General features: G+C 63.9%; 16 protein-coding genes and 1 tRNA gene. 3 read left to right on the plus strand and 14 right to left on the minus strand.

Annotation, left to right across the window (positions count from 1 at the left end; translation table 11 throughout):
* Nucleotides 1–10 precede the first annotated feature (10 nt).
* Together ACWGS8_RS24525 and melA are read left to right on the plus strand one after the other, a co-directional pair.
* Nucleotides 11–1,678: an ABC transporter ATP-binding protein gene (locus ACWGS8_RS24525; RefSeq protein WP_454583317.1), complete on the plus strand. Its 1,668-nt coding sequence runs from the start codon at nucleotides 11–13 to the stop codon at nucleotides 1,676–1,678.
* 19 nt (nucleotides 1,679–1,697) lie between these two features.
* The gene (gene melA / locus ACWGS8_RS24530; RefSeq protein ID WP_454583318.1) at nucleotides 1,698–3,068 is read left to right on the plus strand and encodes an alpha-galactosidase; all 1,371 of its coding nucleotides are present in this window, start codon (nucleotides 1,698–1,700) and stop codon (nucleotides 3,066–3,068) included.
* Between the two features lie 15 nt (nucleotides 3,069–3,083).
* Here the strand turns inward: melA and yacG are convergent, their stop codons facing one another.
* The 9 genes from yacG to ACWGS8_RS24575 form a co-directional block, all read right to left on the minus strand.
* Nucleotides 3,084–3,281: a DNA gyrase inhibitor YacG gene (gene yacG, locus ACWGS8_RS24535; protein WP_454583319.1), complete on the minus strand. Its 198-nt coding sequence runs from the start codon at nucleotides 3,279–3,281 to the stop codon at nucleotides 3,084–3,086.
* Nucleotides 3,278–3,904, minus strand: a complete 627-nt coding sequence (locus tag ACWGS8_RS24540; protein ID WP_454583320.1) for a Maf-like protein — start codon at nucleotides 3,902–3,904, stop codon at nucleotides 3,278–3,280. Before ACWGS8_RS24540 ends, yacG begins: the two co-directional genes overlap by 4 nt.
* Nucleotides 3,905–3,927: 23 nt before the next feature.
* Nucleotides 3,928–4,146: a translation initiation factor IF-1 gene (infA, locus tag ACWGS8_RS24545; protein WP_006200926.1), complete on the minus strand. Its 219-nt coding sequence runs from the start codon at nucleotides 4,144–4,146 to the stop codon at nucleotides 3,928–3,930.
* Between the two features lie 196 nt (nucleotides 4,147–4,342).
* The gene (locus ACWGS8_RS24550; RefSeq protein ID WP_454583344.1) at nucleotides 4,343–4,813 is read right to left on the minus strand and encodes an arsenate-mycothiol transferase ArsC; all 471 of its coding nucleotides are present in this window, start codon (nucleotides 4,811–4,813) and stop codon (nucleotides 4,343–4,345) included.
* Entirely contained in the window at nucleotides 4,801–5,286 is a 486-nt protein-coding gene (locus ACWGS8_RS24555) for a UPF0262 family protein (protein ID WP_454583321.1), read from the minus strand. Before ACWGS8_RS24555 ends, ACWGS8_RS24550 begins: the two co-directional genes overlap by 13 nt.
* Before the next feature lie 6 nt (nucleotides 5,287–5,292).
* Nucleotides 5,293–6,585, minus strand: a complete 1,293-nt coding sequence (gene hisD / locus ACWGS8_RS24560) for a histidinol dehydrogenase (RefSeq protein ID WP_454583322.1) — start codon at nucleotides 6,583–6,585, stop codon at nucleotides 5,293–5,295.
* Between the two features lie 7 nt (nucleotides 6,586–6,592).
* The gene (locus ACWGS8_RS24565) at nucleotides 6,593–7,024 is read right to left on the minus strand and encodes a DUF2948 family protein (RefSeq protein WP_019860404.1); all 432 of its coding nucleotides are present in this window, start codon (nucleotides 7,022–7,024) and stop codon (nucleotides 6,593–6,595) included.
* A gap of 169 nt (nucleotides 7,025–7,193) precedes the next feature.
* A complete protein-coding gene (gene murA / locus ACWGS8_RS24570) occupies nucleotides 7,194–8,486 on the minus strand; it encodes a UDP-N-acetylglucosamine 1-carboxyvinyltransferase (protein ID WP_454583323.1) in 1,293 nt (430 codons plus the stop codon).
* Between the two features lie 128 nt (nucleotides 8,487–8,614).
* Complete coding sequence (locus tag ACWGS8_RS24575) at nucleotides 8,615–8,791, minus strand: hypothetical protein (protein WP_454583324.1); 177 nt, start codon at nucleotides 8,789–8,791, stop codon at nucleotides 8,615–8,617.
* A 162-nt stretch (nucleotides 8,792–8,953) separates the two neighbouring features.
* Here ACWGS8_RS24575 and ACWGS8_RS24580 point away from each other — a divergent pair.
* Nucleotides 8,954–9,028, plus strand: a tRNA-Thr gene (locus ACWGS8_RS24580).
* 48 nt (nucleotides 9,029–9,076) lie between these two features.
* Here the strand turns inward: ACWGS8_RS24580 and ACWGS8_RS24585 are convergent.
* The 5 genes from ACWGS8_RS24585 to ACWGS8_RS24605 all read right to left on the minus strand — a co-directional run.
* A complete protein-coding gene (locus ACWGS8_RS24585) occupies nucleotides 9,077–9,829 on the minus strand; it encodes a GGDEF domain-containing protein (protein ID WP_454583325.1) in 753 nt (250 codons plus the stop codon).
* A gap of 159 nt (nucleotides 9,830–9,988) precedes the next feature.
* Complete coding sequence (locus ACWGS8_RS24590; protein ID WP_454583326.1) at nucleotides 9,989–10,705, minus strand: thermonuclease family protein; 717 nt, start codon at nucleotides 10,703–10,705, stop codon at nucleotides 9,989–9,991.
* Between the two features lie 18 nt (nucleotides 10,706–10,723).
* The gene (locus ACWGS8_RS24595; protein WP_454583327.1) at nucleotides 10,724–11,923 is read right to left on the minus strand and encodes an ABC transporter substrate-binding protein; all 1,200 of its coding nucleotides are present in this window, start codon (nucleotides 11,921–11,923) and stop codon (nucleotides 10,724–10,726) included.
* A 328-nt stretch (nucleotides 11,924–12,251) separates the two neighbouring features.
* The gene (locus ACWGS8_RS24600) at nucleotides 12,252–12,620 is read right to left on the minus strand and encodes a hypothetical protein (RefSeq protein ID WP_454583328.1); all 369 of its coding nucleotides are present in this window, start codon (nucleotides 12,618–12,620) and stop codon (nucleotides 12,252–12,254) included.
* 26 nt (nucleotides 12,621–12,646) lie between these two features.
* Nucleotides 12,647–18,052: beta strand repeat-containing protein (locus ACWGS8_RS24605; RefSeq protein WP_454583329.1), on the minus strand; the 5,406-nt coding region annotated here is incomplete at its 5' end.

Genomic DNA, 18,052 nt, shown 5'->3' on the forward strand with positions numbered 1-18,052 from the left:
GGTGGCTGGGATGACCGTCGTACTCGCCGAGTCCTTCGCACCCATCGTTCGTCATGACCATGACGGGCGCCAGGACCAGCCCATCATCGACGCCCGCAACATCGAGGTCGCCTTCAAGGTCGAGCACGGCGTTGTCGAAGCGGTCAGGGACATCTCGTTCCAGCTCTATCGCGGCGAGACGATTGCCATCGTCGGCGAATCCGGTTCCGGCAAGTCGGTGACGGCGCGCGCCGTCATGGGGCTGCTGTCGCGCCGGGCCACCGTGTCGCCGAAATCGAGCATCTGTTACGACGGCCAGAACATCCTGAAATTCCCCGAGAGCGAGCGGCGCAAGCTGCGCGGCAACCGCATCTCGATGATCTTCCAGGAGCCGATGAGCTCGCTCAACCCGATCTATACGGTCGGCAGTCAGATCGTCGAGGCGATCCGGGTGCATCGCAAGGTGAGCAGCCGGCAGGCCTGGGCACGGGCGCTCGAGCTGCTGCGGCACGTCCAGATTCCCGAGCCGGAAGCACGGCTCAAACAATATCCGCACCAGCTCTCGGGCGGTCAGCGGCAGCGCGTGATGATCGCCATGGCGCTGGCCAACGATCCCGACGTGTTGATCGCCGATGAGCCGACCACCGCGCTCGACGTCACGGTTCAGGCGCAGATCCTCAACCTGATCCGCAATCTGCAGAAAGAACTGCGGATGGCGGTGATCCTGATCACCCACGATCTCACCGTGGTGCGCAAATTCTCCGACTATGTCTATGTCATGCAGCATGGCGCGATGTGCGAGCACAACGTCACCGAACGGCTGTTTGCGGACCCACAGCACCCCTACACGCAGCGGCTGCTCGCCGCGGAGCCGCGCGGGCGTCCGCAGCCGCTTCCTGAGGGCAGCGGCGCCATCCTCGAGGCGAATGATGTGCGCGTCTGCTTCATGCTGCGCCATGGCGGTTTCCTGAAGCCGGACTGGCGCGAACTGGTCGCCGTCGACGATCTCGGCCTCAGGCTTTGCCGCCACGAGACACTGGGGCTGGTCGGCGAATCCGGTTCCGGCAAGACCACCTTCGGCCAGGCGCTGCTGAGATTGATCGACGCCAGGCGCGGCGAAATCCGTTTCGACGGCCAACCGATCCAAGGCCTGTCGCGCAACGAGATGCGGCCGCTGCGCTCGCGCATGCAGATCGTTTTCCAGGACCCGTTCTCGTCGCTCAACCCGCGCATGACGATCGGCCAGATCATCGAGGAAGGGCTGATCGTCAACAGCCTCGGCGCGACGCGGGGGGAGCGGGTGGACCGGGTGCGTGAGGCGCTGGTCAGCGCCGGCATGCCGGGCGACATTCTTTCGCGGTTTCCACACGAATTCTCCGGCGGCCAGCGCCAGCGCATCGCGATTGCCCGCGCCATCGCGCTCGAACCCGAACTCATCTTGCTCGACGAGCCGACATCCGCGCTCGACCTCTCCGTCCAGGCGCAGATCATCGACCTGCTGCGCAAGCTGCAGGACGAGCGCGGCCTCAGCTACCTCTTCATTTCGCACGACCTCAAGGTGGTGCGCGCGCTGTGCCACCGCGTCATCGTCATGCAGCACGGCAAGATCGTCGAGCAGGGACCCGTCGACGAGGTCCTCACCAATCCCAAGACCGCCTACACCGAACGGCTCGTCCGAGCCGCTTTCGACGTGGCTTGAACATATGCCGGAGGTTAGCATGGCAAGACATCCCAGGATCACTTTCATCGGCGCCGGCTCGACCGTGTTCATGAAGAACATTGTCGGCGACGTGCTGCAGCGGCCAGCCCTCTCGGGCGCGACGATCGCGCTGATGGACATCAATGCGCAGCGGCTGGAAGAGAGCGCCATCGTCGTCAACAAGCTGATCGCGACGCTCGGCGCGAAGGCGAAGGCCGAGACCTATTCCGACCAGCGCAAGGCCCTTGCCGGGGCAGATTTCGTCGTCGTCGCCTTCCAGATCGGCGGCTACGAGCCCTGCACCGTCACCGATTTCGAAGTGCCGAAGAAATACGGCCTGCGCCAGACGATCGCCGACACGCTCGGCGTCGGCGGCATCATGCGCGGCCTCCGGACCGTGCCGCATCTGTGGAAGATCTGCGAGGACATGCTCGCTGTCTGCCCTGAGGCGATCATGCTGCAATATGTCAATCCGATGGCGATCAACACCTGGGCGATTTCAGAGAAATACCCGTCCATCAAGCAGGTCGGGCTCTGTCACTCGGTACAGGGCACGGCGATGGAACTCGCTCACGACCTCTCCCTGCCGTATGACGAAATCCGCTACCGCTCGGCCGGCATCAACCACATGGCCTTCTACCTGAAATTCGAGCACCGCCAGCCCGACGGCTCCTACCGCGACCTCTATCCGGATCTCGTGCGCGCCTATCGCGAAGGCCGTGCGCCCAAGCCGGGCTGGAATCCGCGCTGCCCCAACAAGGTGCGCTATGAGATGCTGACCAGGCTCGGCTATTTCGTCACCGAGAGCTCGGAGCATTTCGCCGAATACACGCCCTATTTCATCAAGGAGGGTCGCCCCGATCTGATCGAGAAATACGGCATTCCACTCGACGAATACCCCAAGCGCTGCATCGAGCAGATCGAGCGCTGGAAAGACCAGGCGCAGGCCTACCGCTCGGCCCAGCGCATCGAGGTCGAGGAGTCCAAGGAGTATGCCTCCTCGATCATGAACTCGGTCTGGACCGGCGAACCGTCGGTGATCTACGGCAATGTCCGCAACAATGGCTGCATCACCTCGCTGCCCCGCGACTGCGCCGCCGAAGTGCCGTGCCTGGTCGATGCCTCCGGCATTCAGCCGACCTATATAGGCGATCTGCCGCCGCAGTTGACGGCGCTGATCCGCACCAACATCAACGTCCAGGAACTGACGGTGCGAGCTCTGATGAGCGAGAACCGCGAGCACATCTATCATGCGGCGATGATGGATCCGCACACGGCGGCCGAACTCGACCTCGACCAGATCTGGTCACTGGTCGATGATCTCCTGGCCGCTCACGGCGACTGGCTGCCGGCCTGGGCGCGCGTGAGCCGCAAGACCGAGGCCGCCTGACGGGCGATCTCGGTCTTAGTTGGGCTCGTCGGCCTCGGGTTCCTCCTCGTCGTCGCGGGCCTTGATGACATAGGCGCCCTTCAGCCAGCGGTTGAGGTCGATGTCCTTGCAGCGGGCCGAGCAGAACGGAAAGGTGTCGCGCGCCGACGGCTTGCCGCATTCGGGGCAGGGACGCTTTGGCCGCAGCGGCGTGACTTTGGAGTCGGAATTCATAGCCGTGCGGTCAGCCAGCTCTGATGGATCTTGAAGCCTTCGCCCGATAGCAGGGCCACCGTCTCATAGAGGGGCAGGCCGACGATGTTGGTGTAGGAACCGACCAGCTTGACGACGAATGAGCCGGCGAGGCCCTGGACGGCATAGCCGCCGGCCTTGCCGCGCCATTCGCCCGAGGCGACATAGGCTTCGATCTCCTCGCGCGGCAGCCGCTTGAAACGCACCCGCGTCTCGACCAGTCGCTGGCGCAGCTTGCCGCCCGGTGTGATCAGGCAGATGCCGGAATAGACCCGGTGCGAGCGGCCGGACAGCAGCCCAAGGCAGTTGGCGGCATCGTCCAGCGTTTCGGCCTTGGGCAGGATGCGCCGCCCGACGGCGACCACGGTATCGGCGGCCAGCACGAAGCTTGGCGCATAATCCGTCTCGGTCTTCAGCGACGCGAACGCCTTCTCGGCCTTTTCCGTCGATAGGCGCTTGGCCAGCGAGCGCGGATGCTCGGCCCGCAGCGGCGTTTCGTCGATATCGGCTGGCAGGATACGGTCCGGCTCGATGCCCGCCTGCTGCAGCAGTTCGATGCGGCGTGGCGAACCCGAGGCAAGCACCAGCTTCTGCAAAATGCTCATCGCGTTCCGGCCAAGCCTTGATCTTACTTGAAGCGGTAGGTGATGCGGCCCTTGGTCAGGTCGTATGGCGTCATCTCGACCAGAACCTTGTCGCCAGTCAGCACGCGGATGCGGTTCTTGCGCATGCGGCCGGCCGTATGGGCGATGATTTCGTGTTCGTTTTCGAGCTTCACCCGGAACATCGCGTTGGGCAACAATTCCGTCACGACACCCGGAAACTCGAGGACTTCTTCCTTCGGCATTCGATACCTTTGCTTGGATTGCAGTTCCAGCGCTTAGAGCACGATGCCGAAAAGTGTGAAGCGGTTTTCGGACGACATCATGCTCTACTTCTTGATTTAGAGTCGGATGATTTCAGGTCGAACTGACCTGAAATCATCCGACTCTAGCCGGAATTTCGGCGGAACCTATATGATAATCGTCCGCTTGTGAACACGCTTAATCCGTCGCGTTTTTTGCTTCTGAGGCCAAGAAACGTCGGCTTATGCGCAACTTCAGTCGCTCGCGCACGTCGCGGTAGGCCGCCATGATCTGTTCGCGCGTGCCGCTGGCATTGGTCGGGTCCTGTGTCGGCCAGTATTCGACCTCGACGGCGAGCGAGCGGGTGAGTTCCAGCGCGGCATGATGCGCCTCCGGCGCCAGCGTTACGATCAGGTCGAAATAGTCGTCCTCGAGATCGTCCAGCGTCCTGGGATGACGCTCGCCCAGCGACAGGCCCTCCTCCGCCAGCACGGCATCGACGAACGGGTCGCGCTCGCCGGCGCGCACGCCGGCCGAGGCGACGAAAATGGTGGCTGGCAGCATCCGGCGCGCCAGCTGTTCGGCCATTGGCGAGCGCACGGCATTCATGCCGCACAGGAACAGGATCGAGCGGGGCAGGGCGCCGGGTACCAGGGCTAGCCCCGCCAGTGCAGCACGCAGACCAGCGTGAACAGCCGGCGCGCCGTGTCGAAATCGATGTCGATCTTGCCGGACAGCCGGTCCATCAGCGTCCGCGAACCTTCATTGTGCAAGCCGCGCCGGCCCATGTCGATCGCCTCGATATGGCTCGGCGTCGAGGACCGGATGGCGTCGTAATAGCTCTCGCAGATCATGTAGTAATCCTTGACGATGCGCCTGAGCGGCGTCAGCGACAGGATGTGGGTGACAACCGCGGTGCCGTCCTCGCGCGCCACGGCGAAGACCAGGCGCTGCTCGGCCAGCGACAGTTTCAGCCGGTAGGGGCCGGCGCCGCTGTCATTGACAGGCTGAAAACTGTTCTCCTCGATCAAATCGAAGATCGCCACCGCCCGCTCATGCTCGACATCGGGCGTCGAACGGCCGATCGATTCATCGAGTTCGACATCGATCAGTTTTGCGCGGGTTTGATCGGAGCCCGTCATCTCGGCCTACATGTTCAGCCGAATAGCGACGGAGCGGCCATGCGCGTCGAGCCCTTCCGCCTTGGCGAGCGCGATCGCCGCAGGCGCAAGCATGCGCAATTGCTCCGGTCCGAGCTTCAGCACCGAGGTGCGCTTGACGAAATCGAGCACCGACAGGCCTGACGAGAAGCGGGCCGAGCGTGCCGTCGGCAGCACGTGGTTGGAGCCGCCGACATAGTCGCCGATGGCTTCCGGCGTGTGGCGCCCGAGAAAGACGGCGCCGGCATTGCGCATCCGCGACAGGAAACCTTCGGCATCGTCGATGGCCAGTTCGACATGTTCGGCGGCGATACGGTCGACCAGCGGCAGCGCGGCCTCGATGGTCGCGACCTCGATCACCGCGCCAAAATCGCGCCAGCTCGCCGCTGCCGTTTCGCCGCGCGGCAGCGTCTGCAATTGCCGTTCGACCGCCTGTTCGACCGCCTTGCCGAAGGCCGGGTCGTCGGTGATCAGGATCGATTGCGCCGACACATCGTGTTCGGCCTGGGCGAGCAGATCGGCTGCGATCCAGTCGGGATTGTTTTTGCCGTCGGCCACGACAAGCACTTCCGAGGGGCCGGCGATCATGTCGATGCCGACCGTGCCGAACACCTGGCGTTTGGCCGCCGCGACATAGGCATTGCCCGGTCCGACGATCTTGGCAACCGGCTTTATGGTCTCTGTGCCATAGGCAAGGGCGGCAATCGCATGCGCGCCGCCGACGCGGTAGATTTCGGTCACCCCTGATATGTCGGCCGCCACCAGCACCAGCGGATTGATGATGCCACCCGGGGCCGGCACAACCATGACGACGCGCTCGACACCGGCCACCCGGGCCGGCACGGCGTTCATCAGCACTGAGCTTGGATAGCTCGCCGTGCCGCCCGGCACATAGAGCCCGACCGCCTCGATCGCTGTCCAGCGCCAGCCGAGCTCGACGCCGGCGGCATCCGTATAGCGGTCGTCCTTCGGCCGCTGCCGCTCGTGGTGGGAGCGGATACGATCGCGCGCGAATTCAAGCGCTTCGATCGCCTTGGGGTCGGCCGTCTTGTAGGCGGCTGCAATGTCTTGCTTCGACACGGCAATGCCGAGGCTCTTCAAATCGGCCCGATCGAATCGTTGCGTGTAGTCGATCAGTGCCGCGTCACCTTCGGCGCGCACCCGCGCGATGATCTGGCGAACCGCTGCGTCGACGTCCTCGGACACTTCCCGCTTGGTCGTCAGGAAAGCGGCAAAGCGCTGCTCGAAATCGGCGTCGGACTGGCGAAGCGTGATGGCCATGGGACGCTCAAGCCTTGTGGATGGGACGCGACGTGGCTTCCCACGCACCGCCAATGTCGGCAAGGCGGGCCTCGATGCATTCGACATCGAGCATGATGGTGCCGCCGCCAGAAAAGATGAGTTCGACGATGCCGGCCGGCTTGCTGATCTCGATGAAGCTGATCGCCAGCAGCGACAGCACCTCGGCCGGCTTGTCGCGGGCAATGCCGTTGGTCTTGGCGCCCAGCACCCGGTCGAAATGCAGCACGGCTTGCCGCCGCTCATTGTGCTGGCGGAACAGGCCCGACTTCGCCTCCCAGACGAAACGGTTCATGGTCAGCACGAAACGCTTGGCCGCAGGCAGGAATTCGAGGTCCGACACCTTCATCACGGCGTCCTGGACATGGGCCGAGACGATACTCAGATCCTGGTCGTCGAGCGCGATAAGCTTGAGGGCCATGCGGAATTTGCACCTAAGGTTGGTTTCAGCCCTCTGTTAGGCGGTCTTTCCCGTCGGTGCAACCGCGACAAGACTTCAACCCGAGGCAGTTGCCTCGGGTTTGCGGTATTGGCAGCGAGGATGAAAGCCGTACGGGCAGTCTCCGTCCGAAGCTGCCGCCGTTCGATCGTCAGGCAGAAATCCGCTCGATCACCGCGCCGCAGTTGGACAGTTTTTCCTCTAGCCGCTCGAAGCCGCGGTCGAGATGGTAGACGCGGTTGACCGTGGTCTCGCCTTCGGCAGCGAGACCGGCGATGACCAGCGAGACGGAAGCGCGAAGGTCGGTGGCCATGACCGGCGCGCCTTTCAGCTTCGCCACGCCGTCGACGATCGCCGTCTGACCCGAAAGCGTGATGTGGGCGCCGAGCCGGGCCAGTTCCTGGACGTGCATGAAGCGGTTCTCGAAGATCGTCTCGGTGATGCGCGACTTACCCTTGGCCATGGTCATCAGGCCCATGAACTGCGCCTGCAGATCGGTCGGGAAGGCCGGGAAGGGTGCCGTCGTCACGTCGACGGGTGAAATGCCGGCGCCGTTGCGCTTCACGCGGATGCCGGAATTGGTCTGGGTGATCTCGGCACCCGTCTGCGAAATCACGTCCAGCGCGGTCTGCAACAGCTCCGGCCGCGCACCTTCGAGCACGACGTCGCCGCCGGTCATGGCGACCGCCATGGCATAGGTGCCGGTCTCGATGCGGTCGGGAATGACGCGCACGCGCGCCCCCGACAGCGATTCGACGCCGTCTATGGTGATAACAGGTGTGCCGGCGCCGGAAATCCTGGCGCCCATGGCGTTGAGGCATTCGGCGAGGTTGACGATTTCGGGCTCGCAGGCGGCGTTTTCCAGCACTGTCTCGCCCTTGGCGAGCGAAGCCGCCATCATCAGCACATGGGTGGCGCCGACCGACACTTTCGGGAACACGTAGCGGTTGCCGATCAGGCGACCATTCTTGGTCTTGGCGATGACATAGCCGGTGTCGACGTCGAGATCGGCGCCAAGCGCCTGCAGGCCTTCGAGGAACAGGTCGACCGGGCGCGTGCCGATGGCGCAGCCGCCGGGCAGCGACACCTTGGCCTCGCCCATCCGGGCCAGCAGCGGCCCGATCACCCAGAATGACGCCCGCATCTTCGACACCAGCTCGTAAGGCGCCGTCGTGTCGACGATGTTGCGGGCGGAGAAGTTGATGGTGCGCGAATAGCCTTCATTCTGCTTCTCGCGGCGGCCATTGACCGAATAGTCGACGCCGTGATTGCCGAGGATGCGGATCAGCTGCTCGACATCGGCCAGATGCGGCACGTTTTCCAGCGTCAGCGTGTCGTCGGTCAAAAGCGAGGCGATCATCAGCGGCAAAGCGGCGTTTTTCGCGCCCGAGATCGGAATGCTTCCGGCAAGCTCGTTGCCGCCGACAATTCTGATGCGATCCATTGGAGAACGTCCCTCTCGGCCAAAAAGGCCGGTTCAATCGTTTGAGTATCGGCCCGTCTAGACCATTGGCCGGCCTGGTTCAAGAAATAGGATTTCCAAGCGTCCGGCCCAAGAGTGGCTGATTTGAGTTAATCTTTCTGTATTTCCTTGACCGAACCGAGCCCATCGGGCCTCTGGTCGGCTTCACCTGTGCGGCGCGAGCGCGACTGCGCCTTGCGTTTCTGCAGATTGGCGCGCAACTGCTCGGCGAGCCGGTCCTTGCGGTCCGTGCCGCCCTTTCTTGCTGGAATTGTCTTGTCGCTCATCGTTCCGTCCCGGCCGGCGACCGGCCAAACCTGCCGTTCAGGGATAGCCAACATTGTGGCGCCGCCATGTCATTGAAAGCTATCCGGCAAAGGCTTTCACAGAAGCGTTGTTCTTGGCCTTGCGCTTGCCGGTTCGATATGGCAGAAGCCCCGCCATCAGCGGCTGCGGTAGCTCAGTGGTAGAGCACTCCCTTGGTAAGGGAGAGGTCGAGAGTTCAATCCTCTCTCGCAGCACCAGATTTTCCTGGCTCCTTGAATCAACCCGCTTTGACGCCCCAGTTGTCGTCAGCTGTGGAGATGCGTCAGTTCAAACCCGGCTTCATCCTGGGCGTCGGACAGGTGCTGTTCGGCGGACCGGAACATGTCCGAGAACTCCATCTCGTTCTCCAGCATCACGCCGCCGACCTTGATGGTGAGGACGTCCTCGGTGCCTTTCGGCGCGAAGTAGACTTGCGCGATGCGCGTGCGGATACGCTCGCCGATCTCCTTGGCTTCCGCTTCGGTCGCGCCCGAGAGGAAAACCCCGAACATCGAGGCGCCGATGCGTCCGATCAGGTCCTCCTCGCGCACCGACGACTGGATGGTCGAGACGATGAGCCGCAAGGCCTCGTCGCCCCATTCAAGGCCGAAACGCATGTTGATGGACCGGAGGTGTTCGGGATGGATGATCAGGAAGGCGCCTGAGCGCGGTCCTGCCCCTGGTCGCCTGGCTGCCCGCCGCTCGACCATCGACGTGAAGACCGGCCCGTTCAGGCAGCCTGTCAGCCTGTCATATGTCCCGGATCTGTTGAGTTCCTGCCGGTAGCGGTGGATTTCGACCCGATTCCAGCCGATCAGCGCGAAAAGCGGCAGGCCGATGATCACCGGTAGCAGTCCCGCGGTGGTCATGCTGCGGGCGAACGGCGTCAGCGCGTCGCTGAACAGCAGCAGGTAGTTAAGGCCAAGGGAAAGACCGAGGCTCCCGGCGGTTCCCAGCAATGTCAGCCACGCGACCTGCTTCCAGGGCCGGGCAGTGGTGGTCGCCATCGGTCTCGTCATTGGCAATCTCCTGTCAGGTCGGCTGGTATAAGGCCTGCCTGCCGTAATTTCGGTTTCGCCGAACTGTACAATTTGATGGAAAAAGGCCGAATGGTGTTTTTCCATACCGGGACGAAACCGGTTTGCGAAAAACCCTGCGTTTTGGCGGTCAACTGCTGCCTATCGCGGCGGTCCGAAGATACCCATCCCGGCATTCCTGGCAATTGTTCCCGCCTTGCCATAGATACCGCCCGGCAGCGCCATCGCCCAGCCGTTGGACACCAGCCAGGCGCCGACATCCTGTTTGCCCAGCCGGCATGATGCGGCGATGGCAAATCGCTCGGTTTCCGGCGGCAGGAAACAGTTCAGCGCGCGCCCCCGCAGCCAGGCATTGACGGCCGCGCGGGCCCGCTGGCCGCAGGGCCAGGCCTCGCCGCGAAACGAACAGGTCTGGTCGACGCCGATGTCCTGAGCCCCGCTGATGGCCACTCTCCATCCCATCGATTCGAAAATCGCCGACGACGTCGCAATCGGACGGTAGAGCAGGGTCTCACGCCAGTCTTGCGGCATGGGTGTTTTGGGGCGCACGGCGAGGCCGAGCTCTCCGAGCGGCGGCCGGGCTTCGACCCGCTCGATTTCCGACACGTCAACCGGTGGCGGGGCGATAAGGCTCTCGGCAATCCGCCGCGCCGGCCCTCGTCTTTGTCCGTCGGGGATGGCCGCGGCCGCCGCTTGCTTGCCGGCAATTTCCAGGGATGGCGCAGGGATGGGCCGGTCGAGAGGAAGCAAGGCTCCGGCCCGCATGATCAGGACAATTCCGAGCACGAGCTCGACGCCCCCGATCACGATCACCAGGGGGGCATGCCGGCCCATCAGCCCGGCGCGGCGTTCGCGCAAGGTCGGGCCGGCGGCCGGTCAGAAACCCGACGTCGATTTGGCAACCAGTTTGAGCGCACTCTTTTCTATCCGATAGAATGGCATCGATCTTTGGCTGGAACCGTCAGCGCGAAGCCGGAACAAGCCTGTCGATCCGCGAAACCCGTTCGGGTTTTCGAGGGTCTGCCTGCTGAAGCCGTCAGGTCCGGCCGCGCTGGCAATCCCTGCCGTTAGGGCAACCATATCATAGGCGTAGGCCACATTGACGTCGGCCGGGTAATTGTATGTCGTCCTGAAGCGGTCGGCGATCGGCCCGGTTTCGCCTGGATCGAGCGTGGCGATGTATGCCCCCTCGAACAGCGGGTCCATCGGGTGCTCCAGCCAACGGTCCGTTCCGACGATTGTAACCGCTTTCCCCGGAATGCCCTTCGATTTGAGGGCGGCGAGGACGGGCACGGGGCTGGCATCGCCGCTGGCAATGATGACCGCGTCGGGAGCGTCGACAAGTGAGCCCATCTGGTCGATCGCCTTGGCGCCGCCGTCGCCGGCCGAATAGGGCACGGTGACCGCGAGCGTCGCGCCATAGATGCTGAGGCCGTTCGCCACCCGTTTCTCCACGGCGCTGGCGTTCGAGCCTTCCGCGACAAGCAACACGAACTTCTTGCGGCCTTTCGCGGCGAGCCCCGCGGCACCCGCCGCGGCGCTGTCCGCCTCGCTGAGACGCACCGCATAAACCCCGGCGCTGCCGGCGAAATTGTCGGCAAGCGCCAGAACCGGGGGGCGCGTCGAGCCGGACAGGGTGGCAATATGCTGCGCCGCCGGCAGTTCAGTCGGGCCGATGACGACCTTGGATCCCGTCGTTATGGCTTGCACGGCCAATTTGCCTGCCTGCGCGCTGTCGCCCTTCGTGTCCTCTATCGTCAGGGTCAGCAATCCATTGCCGATATCCGTCATCGCCAGCTTGGCACCGTCGAGCATCTTCCTGCCGGTTTCCCCCGACGTCCCGGAAGCGGACAGAGGCAGCAGCATCGTGACTTTGGCCGAACCGGTGCCGAACGACTGGCTCGCCTGGGCCTGACCGGCGCCGGCGGCGCCGCTCTGTCCCGCGGGCGCGGCGACCGCGGCTGGATCGAGCACTTCGGAAACGCCGCCTTTCGACTGGCAGCCCGACAACGGCATGGCGAGCGCCAGGGCGATTGCCCAGATCTGCGGACCGCGGCCCTGCCGGACAGCTTCCATGATTGCTCCACCCCGTCTGCCGCCGGATATTTCCCGGTCTGGTCCTCAATTCATGTTAGGGCGGACTTGCCGCTCCGTCTTGCTGTTCTTTGATCGTCGAAAACCGGGAGTCGGCGCCTTGACGCGCCCGGTGGCGCGATAGTCGGTGCGTTTCATGTGTCATGGCCCGGGCACGAAGACGCGGAGCGCGCAATCGGCAAAGGCCCAGCCAGTTCGGCCAGACCTGCGCGGCAGACAAATCAAGGCCAAGCAGAGCGACCGTCGCGGCGATCGCCCATGAAATTGATCCGTCTGATGTCATGATGGCCAACAGGCGCCGCTCATCCGGTCAGTGCATATACTCGACCATGCGATCGTGGAAACACTCGCATTTGTTGAGCGTATCTTCGTCCTTGTAGTTCGTCTTGAGGTAGCCATAGGCCATGCCGCAGGCGACCTTGGCTTCCGAAGCCCAGACGAAGGCGGGCCGGGATGAATTGATCCATTCCGAACTGTTGGCGACGGCGACCGATTCGTCCATCAGCTTCACCACCTGCTGCTTGAGGTCGACGATGTTGTCGTTCAGCACCAGGTTGGACGTCCCCACGACGCGGCAATAGTCGCCCGTTGGCCCTTCGATGATGTCGGCGGCTTCAAGCCCCGTCGCGACAATCGAGAGCAGCCCGGCCCCGAAAGCCACACGCAAAATTCTGTTCATGCTCGTCACCTCGTCCCTTTCGCCCCTTAGGCCACGTCCGTCTTGGTGCCGTGGCTGTCATCGTAAAGTATTTTCACCGCTTCGGCAGCGCTGTGGAACGTATAGTTCTCCAGCACAGCGACCGTATGGTAATTGTCGCCACCGCCATTCGTGTCGACCTTGACTTCGGCATTCGCCGCATTGGCCGAGGACTGCGAGATCTCCACAAAGCCGCCGGCTTCAAGATCGGTGACGCCGGCCAGGCCTTTCAGCAGCGAGGAGAGATCGATCTTGTCGCCGTTGGCGCCGTCGTGGAAGTCGGCGATCAGATCGGCAACTTCGAGCGAGCCGATGGCGAATGTCCTCGTACCATCGGAGGCCACCGACGGCTGCGCCGGGGCAACCAGCGATGTATCGAGTTCCACCTCGATATAGTTGCCGCTCGTGCCGTCGGTCATCTGGAAGGTGCCGTTGCCGGTCACGGCCTGCCCGTCGATTTCGCCGACACCCGGGTGCGCGGCCGTGCTGATGGAAGCGACACCGTTGTCGGCGAGGCTGGACAGTTCTCCGGCGTCGCTGGTGCCATTGGCGTTGGCGTCCTTCCAGATCAGCAGGCTGCTGAACGTCGCGTCGTTGTGATCGATGACGCCGTCATGGTTGCTGTCGAGCGAAGCCAGTGCGGCAGCCCCGCTGGCGAAATGGCCGCCACCGAAGTTCGGCGTGAACAGTTCGTTGCCGTCATCGATCTTGCCGTCATGGTTGAGGTCGACCGCCAGCACGCCGTCCTTCGACGTGTTCCAGGCCAGTTGCTCCTTGGTGCCGTCGCCGTTCATGTCGAACTGGACGCCATGGCTGACGTCGGAGAAGGTAAAGCCATTGTGGTTCAGGTCGAGGATGATGGGATCGACCGATCCTCCGATAAGGGTGTTGAGGTTCGCGACCGTGACGCCCTGCAGATCGACCAGCGCTCCGACGCCGGCGCTGGCGGTTGTCTGGGTATAGACATAGGTGTGGTTCACCCCGGAGATCGTTGCCGTGAATGCGAGCGTCGCCCCTGCATTGCCGATGTCCGTGCCCATGAGATACTGGACCGCCGCGGCCACGCCCGACGTTGTGGTGATCGCCAAGGGCGAGGCGCCGGCATCGGTGCCGAAGAAACTGGCGATGCCGTTCGTGACCGAATGGGACTCGACCGTGTCTCCGCCGATCGTCAGGACGGAATCTCCTGCCCCGTCGACGAGGCCGGCAGTTGCAGCCGCCAGCGTACCGGGCAGGGTCAATTTGTCGGTCCCGGCGACGAAGTCGGTTATGATGTCATATCCGGAGATCGTGCCCGCATTGCCGGATCCACCTATGACGGGCGTCGATTCGCCGGTCCCGATGATGAACGTATCGGCGCCGGCTCCGCCTGTCATTGTGTCTGCGTGAGAGCTTGCGGCGATCGCGTCGTTGCCGGCCGTGCCGGTAAGAGTGAAGTTGCCGGATCCGTCTCCTGCGACCACATGAACATTGAGAGACTGCGCGGCGGTGGTGTCACCATCCTTGTCCGTCGCCGTAACCTGGAATTGCAGGTTCAGGTCAGACGGCAGGATGGTCTGCGTCACCGACGCTGCGGTCAGTCGTATGGACTCGCCGGCGGTGGCGCCGGTCACGACAAGCTGGTTGAACGAGATCGTCGGGTCGATCAGCAGATGTGTTCCGGACGCGTCGACGAAAGCCGTTCCCGACTGCGTGACGTTGTGCACCGTGTCGGTGGCCGTCCAGGTGACCGCCTCGCCTGCATTGGCCGAATTGACGGTGAAATTGACGGCGTCAACGAAGTTTGGATTGCTCGCGGGTGTGTTGTCGACGCCCACTCCGGTTCCGGCCGTATGGAATTCCATGGTGAAGGTTTCACCATTGTTCAGGAAATTGTTGCCGACGCCGAAGCCTTGTGTGGAGGAATTGACGCTGCCCGGTGAAGAAAACTCGATGCTGCCGTCCGCCAATTCGGTCCAGTTGTTGTTGCCTGAAGCCAGGTTGGCCAGGCTGGATGTGACCACGGTCGACGCCTGCGGCGTGACGAGATCGAACTGATAGGTTCCGTCCGGCTTCACGGTGAGGGAGAAGACCTCCGTCACTCCCGACTTTCCGTGCAGGACCGTCGTGCCATCGGCGGTGGTCGTGGTGTTGTAGGTGATCCCCGTGATCGCGGGTCCCGCAATGGTGAAGTGGTCGATGCCGTCGGCCCCCGGGACCAGTGAGAACGGACCGGCGACGGATCCGATTTCGTTCGGGATCGTGGCTGCGGTGAAGGCTCCGAGCGTCGGAACGTCGTCGATGATGTTGACAGTAATGGAACCGGTGGCCGTGTTGCCGACGCTGTCGGTCACCGTGTAGGTGAAGTTCTCCAGGCCCGAAATGGTCTGGACGCCATTGTTGGCCGTCGCATTCAAGTAGTTGCTCGTCAGCGTGTAGACATAGCTGCCGTCGGTGTTGATGTGGATCGTGCCGTAGGTGCCGACGATGGTCTGGGCGGTATAGGTCAGCGCGCCGACCCCACCCGTCGCATTGAGCTGGTTTGAAGCATCGGTCTCGGCCGTCGATCCCGGCAGCGAGCCGGTGACCGAGCCATGTGCGAGGTCGGCGCCTGTTGTCGTGGTGTCGAGGGCGGCTTCGTTGACGGTGACGTCATTGTCGGCGGGAGCGACGAGGCCGGCATCGGTGAGGTTGATGGTCATTGTCGTGGTCGACAGGTCGCCGTCGCCATCCTTGAGCGTGTAGACGAACACGTCTGTGGTGTTGGCGGCGATGTTGTTGGCCGTCGACTGGTAGGTGTAGGAGCCGTCGGCATTGAGATGCAGGGTGCCGTGCAGGCCGGCAATGTCGGTGCCGACACCGCCCGATACGGGCGTCGTGGTGTTGCCGCCTGCGGCGCGCACGCCGTCGATGGTGGCGCCGTCGGCGCCGGCGACGTCATTGGCCAGCACGCCGGCCGCAGCCGTCACGGTCAGCAGCGCGCCTTCATTGACATTGCCGATGTCGGCATTGGCCGTCGGCACGTCGTCGATGATGGCGATGTTGATGGTGCCGGTGGTGGTGTTGCCGTTGGCGTCGGTGACCTGGTAGGTGAAGCTCTCGGCCGCATTGACGGTGTCGGTACCGGCCGTTGCCGGGCCATGCACCGGAGAGGTCAGCGTGTAGACATAGCTGCCGTCGGTGTGGACCTGGATGGTGCCGTAAATGCCTGCGGTCGCGGCATTGCCGCCGGAGACCAGCTGATAGGTCAGCGGTGTGAAGTTGCCCGTCGCGTTGAGCTGGTTTGAAGCATCCGTCTCGGCCGTCGATCCCGGCAGCGAGCCGGTGACCGAGCCATGTGCGAGGTCGGCGCCTGTTGTCGTGGTGTCGAGGGCGGCTTCGTTGACGGTGACGTCATTGTCGGCGGGAGCGACGAGGCCGGCATCGGTGAGGTTGATGGTCAGTGTCGTCGTCGACAGGTCGCCGTCGCCATCCTTGAGCGTGTAGACGAACACGTCTGTGGTGTTGGCGGCGATGTTGTTGGCCGTCGACTGGTAGGTGTAGGAGCCGTCGGCATTGAGATGCAGGGTGCCGTGCAGGCCGGCAATGTCGGTGCCGACACCGCCCGATACGGGCGTCGTGGTGTTGCCGCCTGCGGCGCGCACGCCGTCGATGGTGGCGCCGTCGGCGCCGGCGACGTCATTGGCCAGCACGCCGGCCGCCGCATTGATGTTCAGCAGGGCGCCTTCATTGACATTGCCGATGTCGGCATGCGCCGTCGGCACGTCGTCGATGATGGCGATGTTGATGGTGCCGGTGGTGGTGTTGCCGTTGGCGTCGGTGACCTGGTAGGTGAAGCTCTCGGCCGCATTGACGGTGTCGGTTCCGGCGGTTGCCGGGCCATGCACCGGAGAGGTCAGCGTGTAGACATAGCTGCCGTCGGTGTGGACCTGGATGGTGCCGTAGGTGCCAGCGGTCGCGGCATTGCCGCCGGAGACCAGCTGATAGGTCAGCGGTGTGAAGTTGCCCGTCGCGTTGAGCTGGTTTGAAGCATCGGTCTCGGCCGTCGATCCCGGCAGCGAGCCGGTGACCGAGCCGTGTGCGAGGTCGGCGCCTGTTGTCGTGGTGTCGAGGGCGGCCTCGTTGACGGTGACGTCATTGTCGGCGGGAGCAACGAGGCCGGCATCGGTGAGGTTGATGGTCAGCGTCGTCGTCGACAGGTCGCCGTCACCGTCCTTGAGCGTGTAGACGAACACGTCTGTGGTGTTGGCGGCGATGTTGTTGGCCGTCGACTGATAGGTGTAGGAGCCGTCGGCATTGAGATGCAGCGTGCCGTGCAGGCCGGCAATGTCGGTGCCGACACCGCCCGCTACGGGCGTCGTGGTGTTACCGCCTGCGGCGCGCACGCCGTCGATGGTGGCGCCATCGGCGCCGGCGACGTCATTGGCCAGCACGCCGGCCGCCGCATTGACGGTCAGCAGCGCACCTTCATTGACATTGCCGATGTCGGCATTGGCCGTCGGCACGTCGTCGATGACATGGATGAGGAGATTGTCGCTGGCGCTGGTGCCGCCGACGCCGTTGACGGTGAGCGCGACGTTGTCGTTGAAGCCGGAGCCGTCGACGCTGTCGCCGGGAGCCGGCACCTTGCTGTCATTGTCGATGGTCGCGGTCAGCGTGTAGCTGTAGGCGACGGTGCCCGAATGGGCGTCGCCGGTATAGCCGGTGAGCGTCAGCACGCCTTCGCCGGTGTTGACGGTCTGCGTGCCGTTGAAGCCCTGGATCTGGGCCATGCTGAAGGTGGTGCCACCGATGACGATCTCCTTGATGCCGTCGGTCGCCGAGATGGAGAAGGAGCCGGTGCTCGTCTCGCTGCTGGAGGCGGCGTTCGAGCCGTCCGGGTTGAGGCCGGCCTCAAAGACGGTGTTGTCCGGCCCTTGAGCCTGTGCCGTCACCACCGTTGCGGTGTCGTCGGCGCCGTTGATGGTGATGGTCAGCGTCGCCGGCGAGGTGTCGCCGTCGGCGTCCGTCATCGTGTAATGCAGGTCGTAGCTGAGATGGCTGGCCGAGGTCAGCGCCTGGGTTGCCGCCTTGCTGTTGTCGAGCACATAGCTCCAGGTGCCGTTGCTGTTCTGCGTCAGCGTGCCATAGGTGCTGAGCGCGGTGATCGCCGCCGTGTCGCCGCCCGACCAGGCGACGAAGGCCTTGGGGGCATCGGCGCCGGAGACGTCATTGGCAAGCACGTCGCCCGAGACCGTGCTGGTCGGCGGCGTGTTGGCCGCACCCGCACCATCCTCGACGACCGCATAGGGGCCGTCATTGTGCGCCGTCGGCACATCGTCGACGACATGGATGAGGAGATTGTCGCTGGCGCTGGTGCCGCCGACGCCGTTGACGGTGAGCGCGACGTTGTCGTTGAAGCCGGAGCCGTCGACGCTGTCGCCGGGAGCCGGCAC

It is taken from the genome of Mesorhizobium sp. 43Arga (assembly GCF_053714255.1).

Bases quoted from the DNA above. Each gene is read 5' to 3' on its own strand.
- yacG (WP_454583319.1), bottom strand. From the start codon at position 3,281: ATGAATTCCGACTCCAAAGTCACGCCGCTGCGGCCAAAGCGTCCCTGC.
- infA (WP_006200926.1), bottom strand. From the start codon at position 4,146: ATGCCGAAGGAAGAAGTCCTCGAGTTTCCGGGTGTCGTGACGGAATTG.
- ACWGS8_RS24555 (WP_454583321.1), bottom strand. From the start codon at position 5,286: ATGACGGGCTCCGATCAAACCCGCGCAAAACTGATCGATGTCGAACTC.
- ACWGS8_RS24540 (WP_454583320.1), bottom strand. From the start codon at position 3,904: ATGAGCATTTTGCAGAAGCTGGTGCTTGCCTCGGGTTCGCCACGCCGC.
- hisD (WP_454583322.1), bottom strand. From the start codon at position 6,585: ATGGCCATCACGCTTCGCCAGTCCGACGCCGATTTCGAGCAGCGCTTT.
- ACWGS8_RS24595 (WP_454583327.1), bottom strand. From the start codon at position 11,923: ATGGAAGCTGTCCGGCAGGGCCGCGGTCCGCAGATCTGGGCAATCGCC.
- ACWGS8_RS24585 (WP_454583325.1), bottom strand. From the start codon at position 9,829: ATGACGAGACCGATGGCGACCACCACTGCCCGGCCCTGGAAGCAGGTC.
- ACWGS8_RS24575 (WP_454583324.1), bottom strand. From the start codon at position 8,791: ATGAGCGACAAGACAATTCCAGCAAGAAAGGGCGGCACGGACCGCAAG.
- melA (WP_454583318.1), top strand. From the start codon at position 1,698: ATGGCAAGACATCCCAGGATCACTTTCATCGGCGCCGGCTCGACCGTG.
- murA (WP_454583323.1), bottom strand. From the start codon at position 8,486: ATGGATCGCATCAGAATTGTCGGCGGCAACGAGCTTGCCGGAAGCATT.
- ACWGS8_RS24525 (WP_454583317.1), top strand. From the start codon at position 11: ATGACCGTCGTACTCGCCGAGTCCTTCGCACCCATCGTTCGTCATGAC.
- ACWGS8_RS24600 (WP_454583328.1), bottom strand. From the start codon at position 12,620: ATGAACAGAATTTTGCGTGTGGCTTTCGGGGCCGGGCTGCTCTCGATT.
- ACWGS8_RS24565 (WP_019860404.1), bottom strand. From the start codon at position 7,024: ATGGCCCTCAAGCTTATCGCGCTCGACGACCAGGATCTGAGTATCGTC.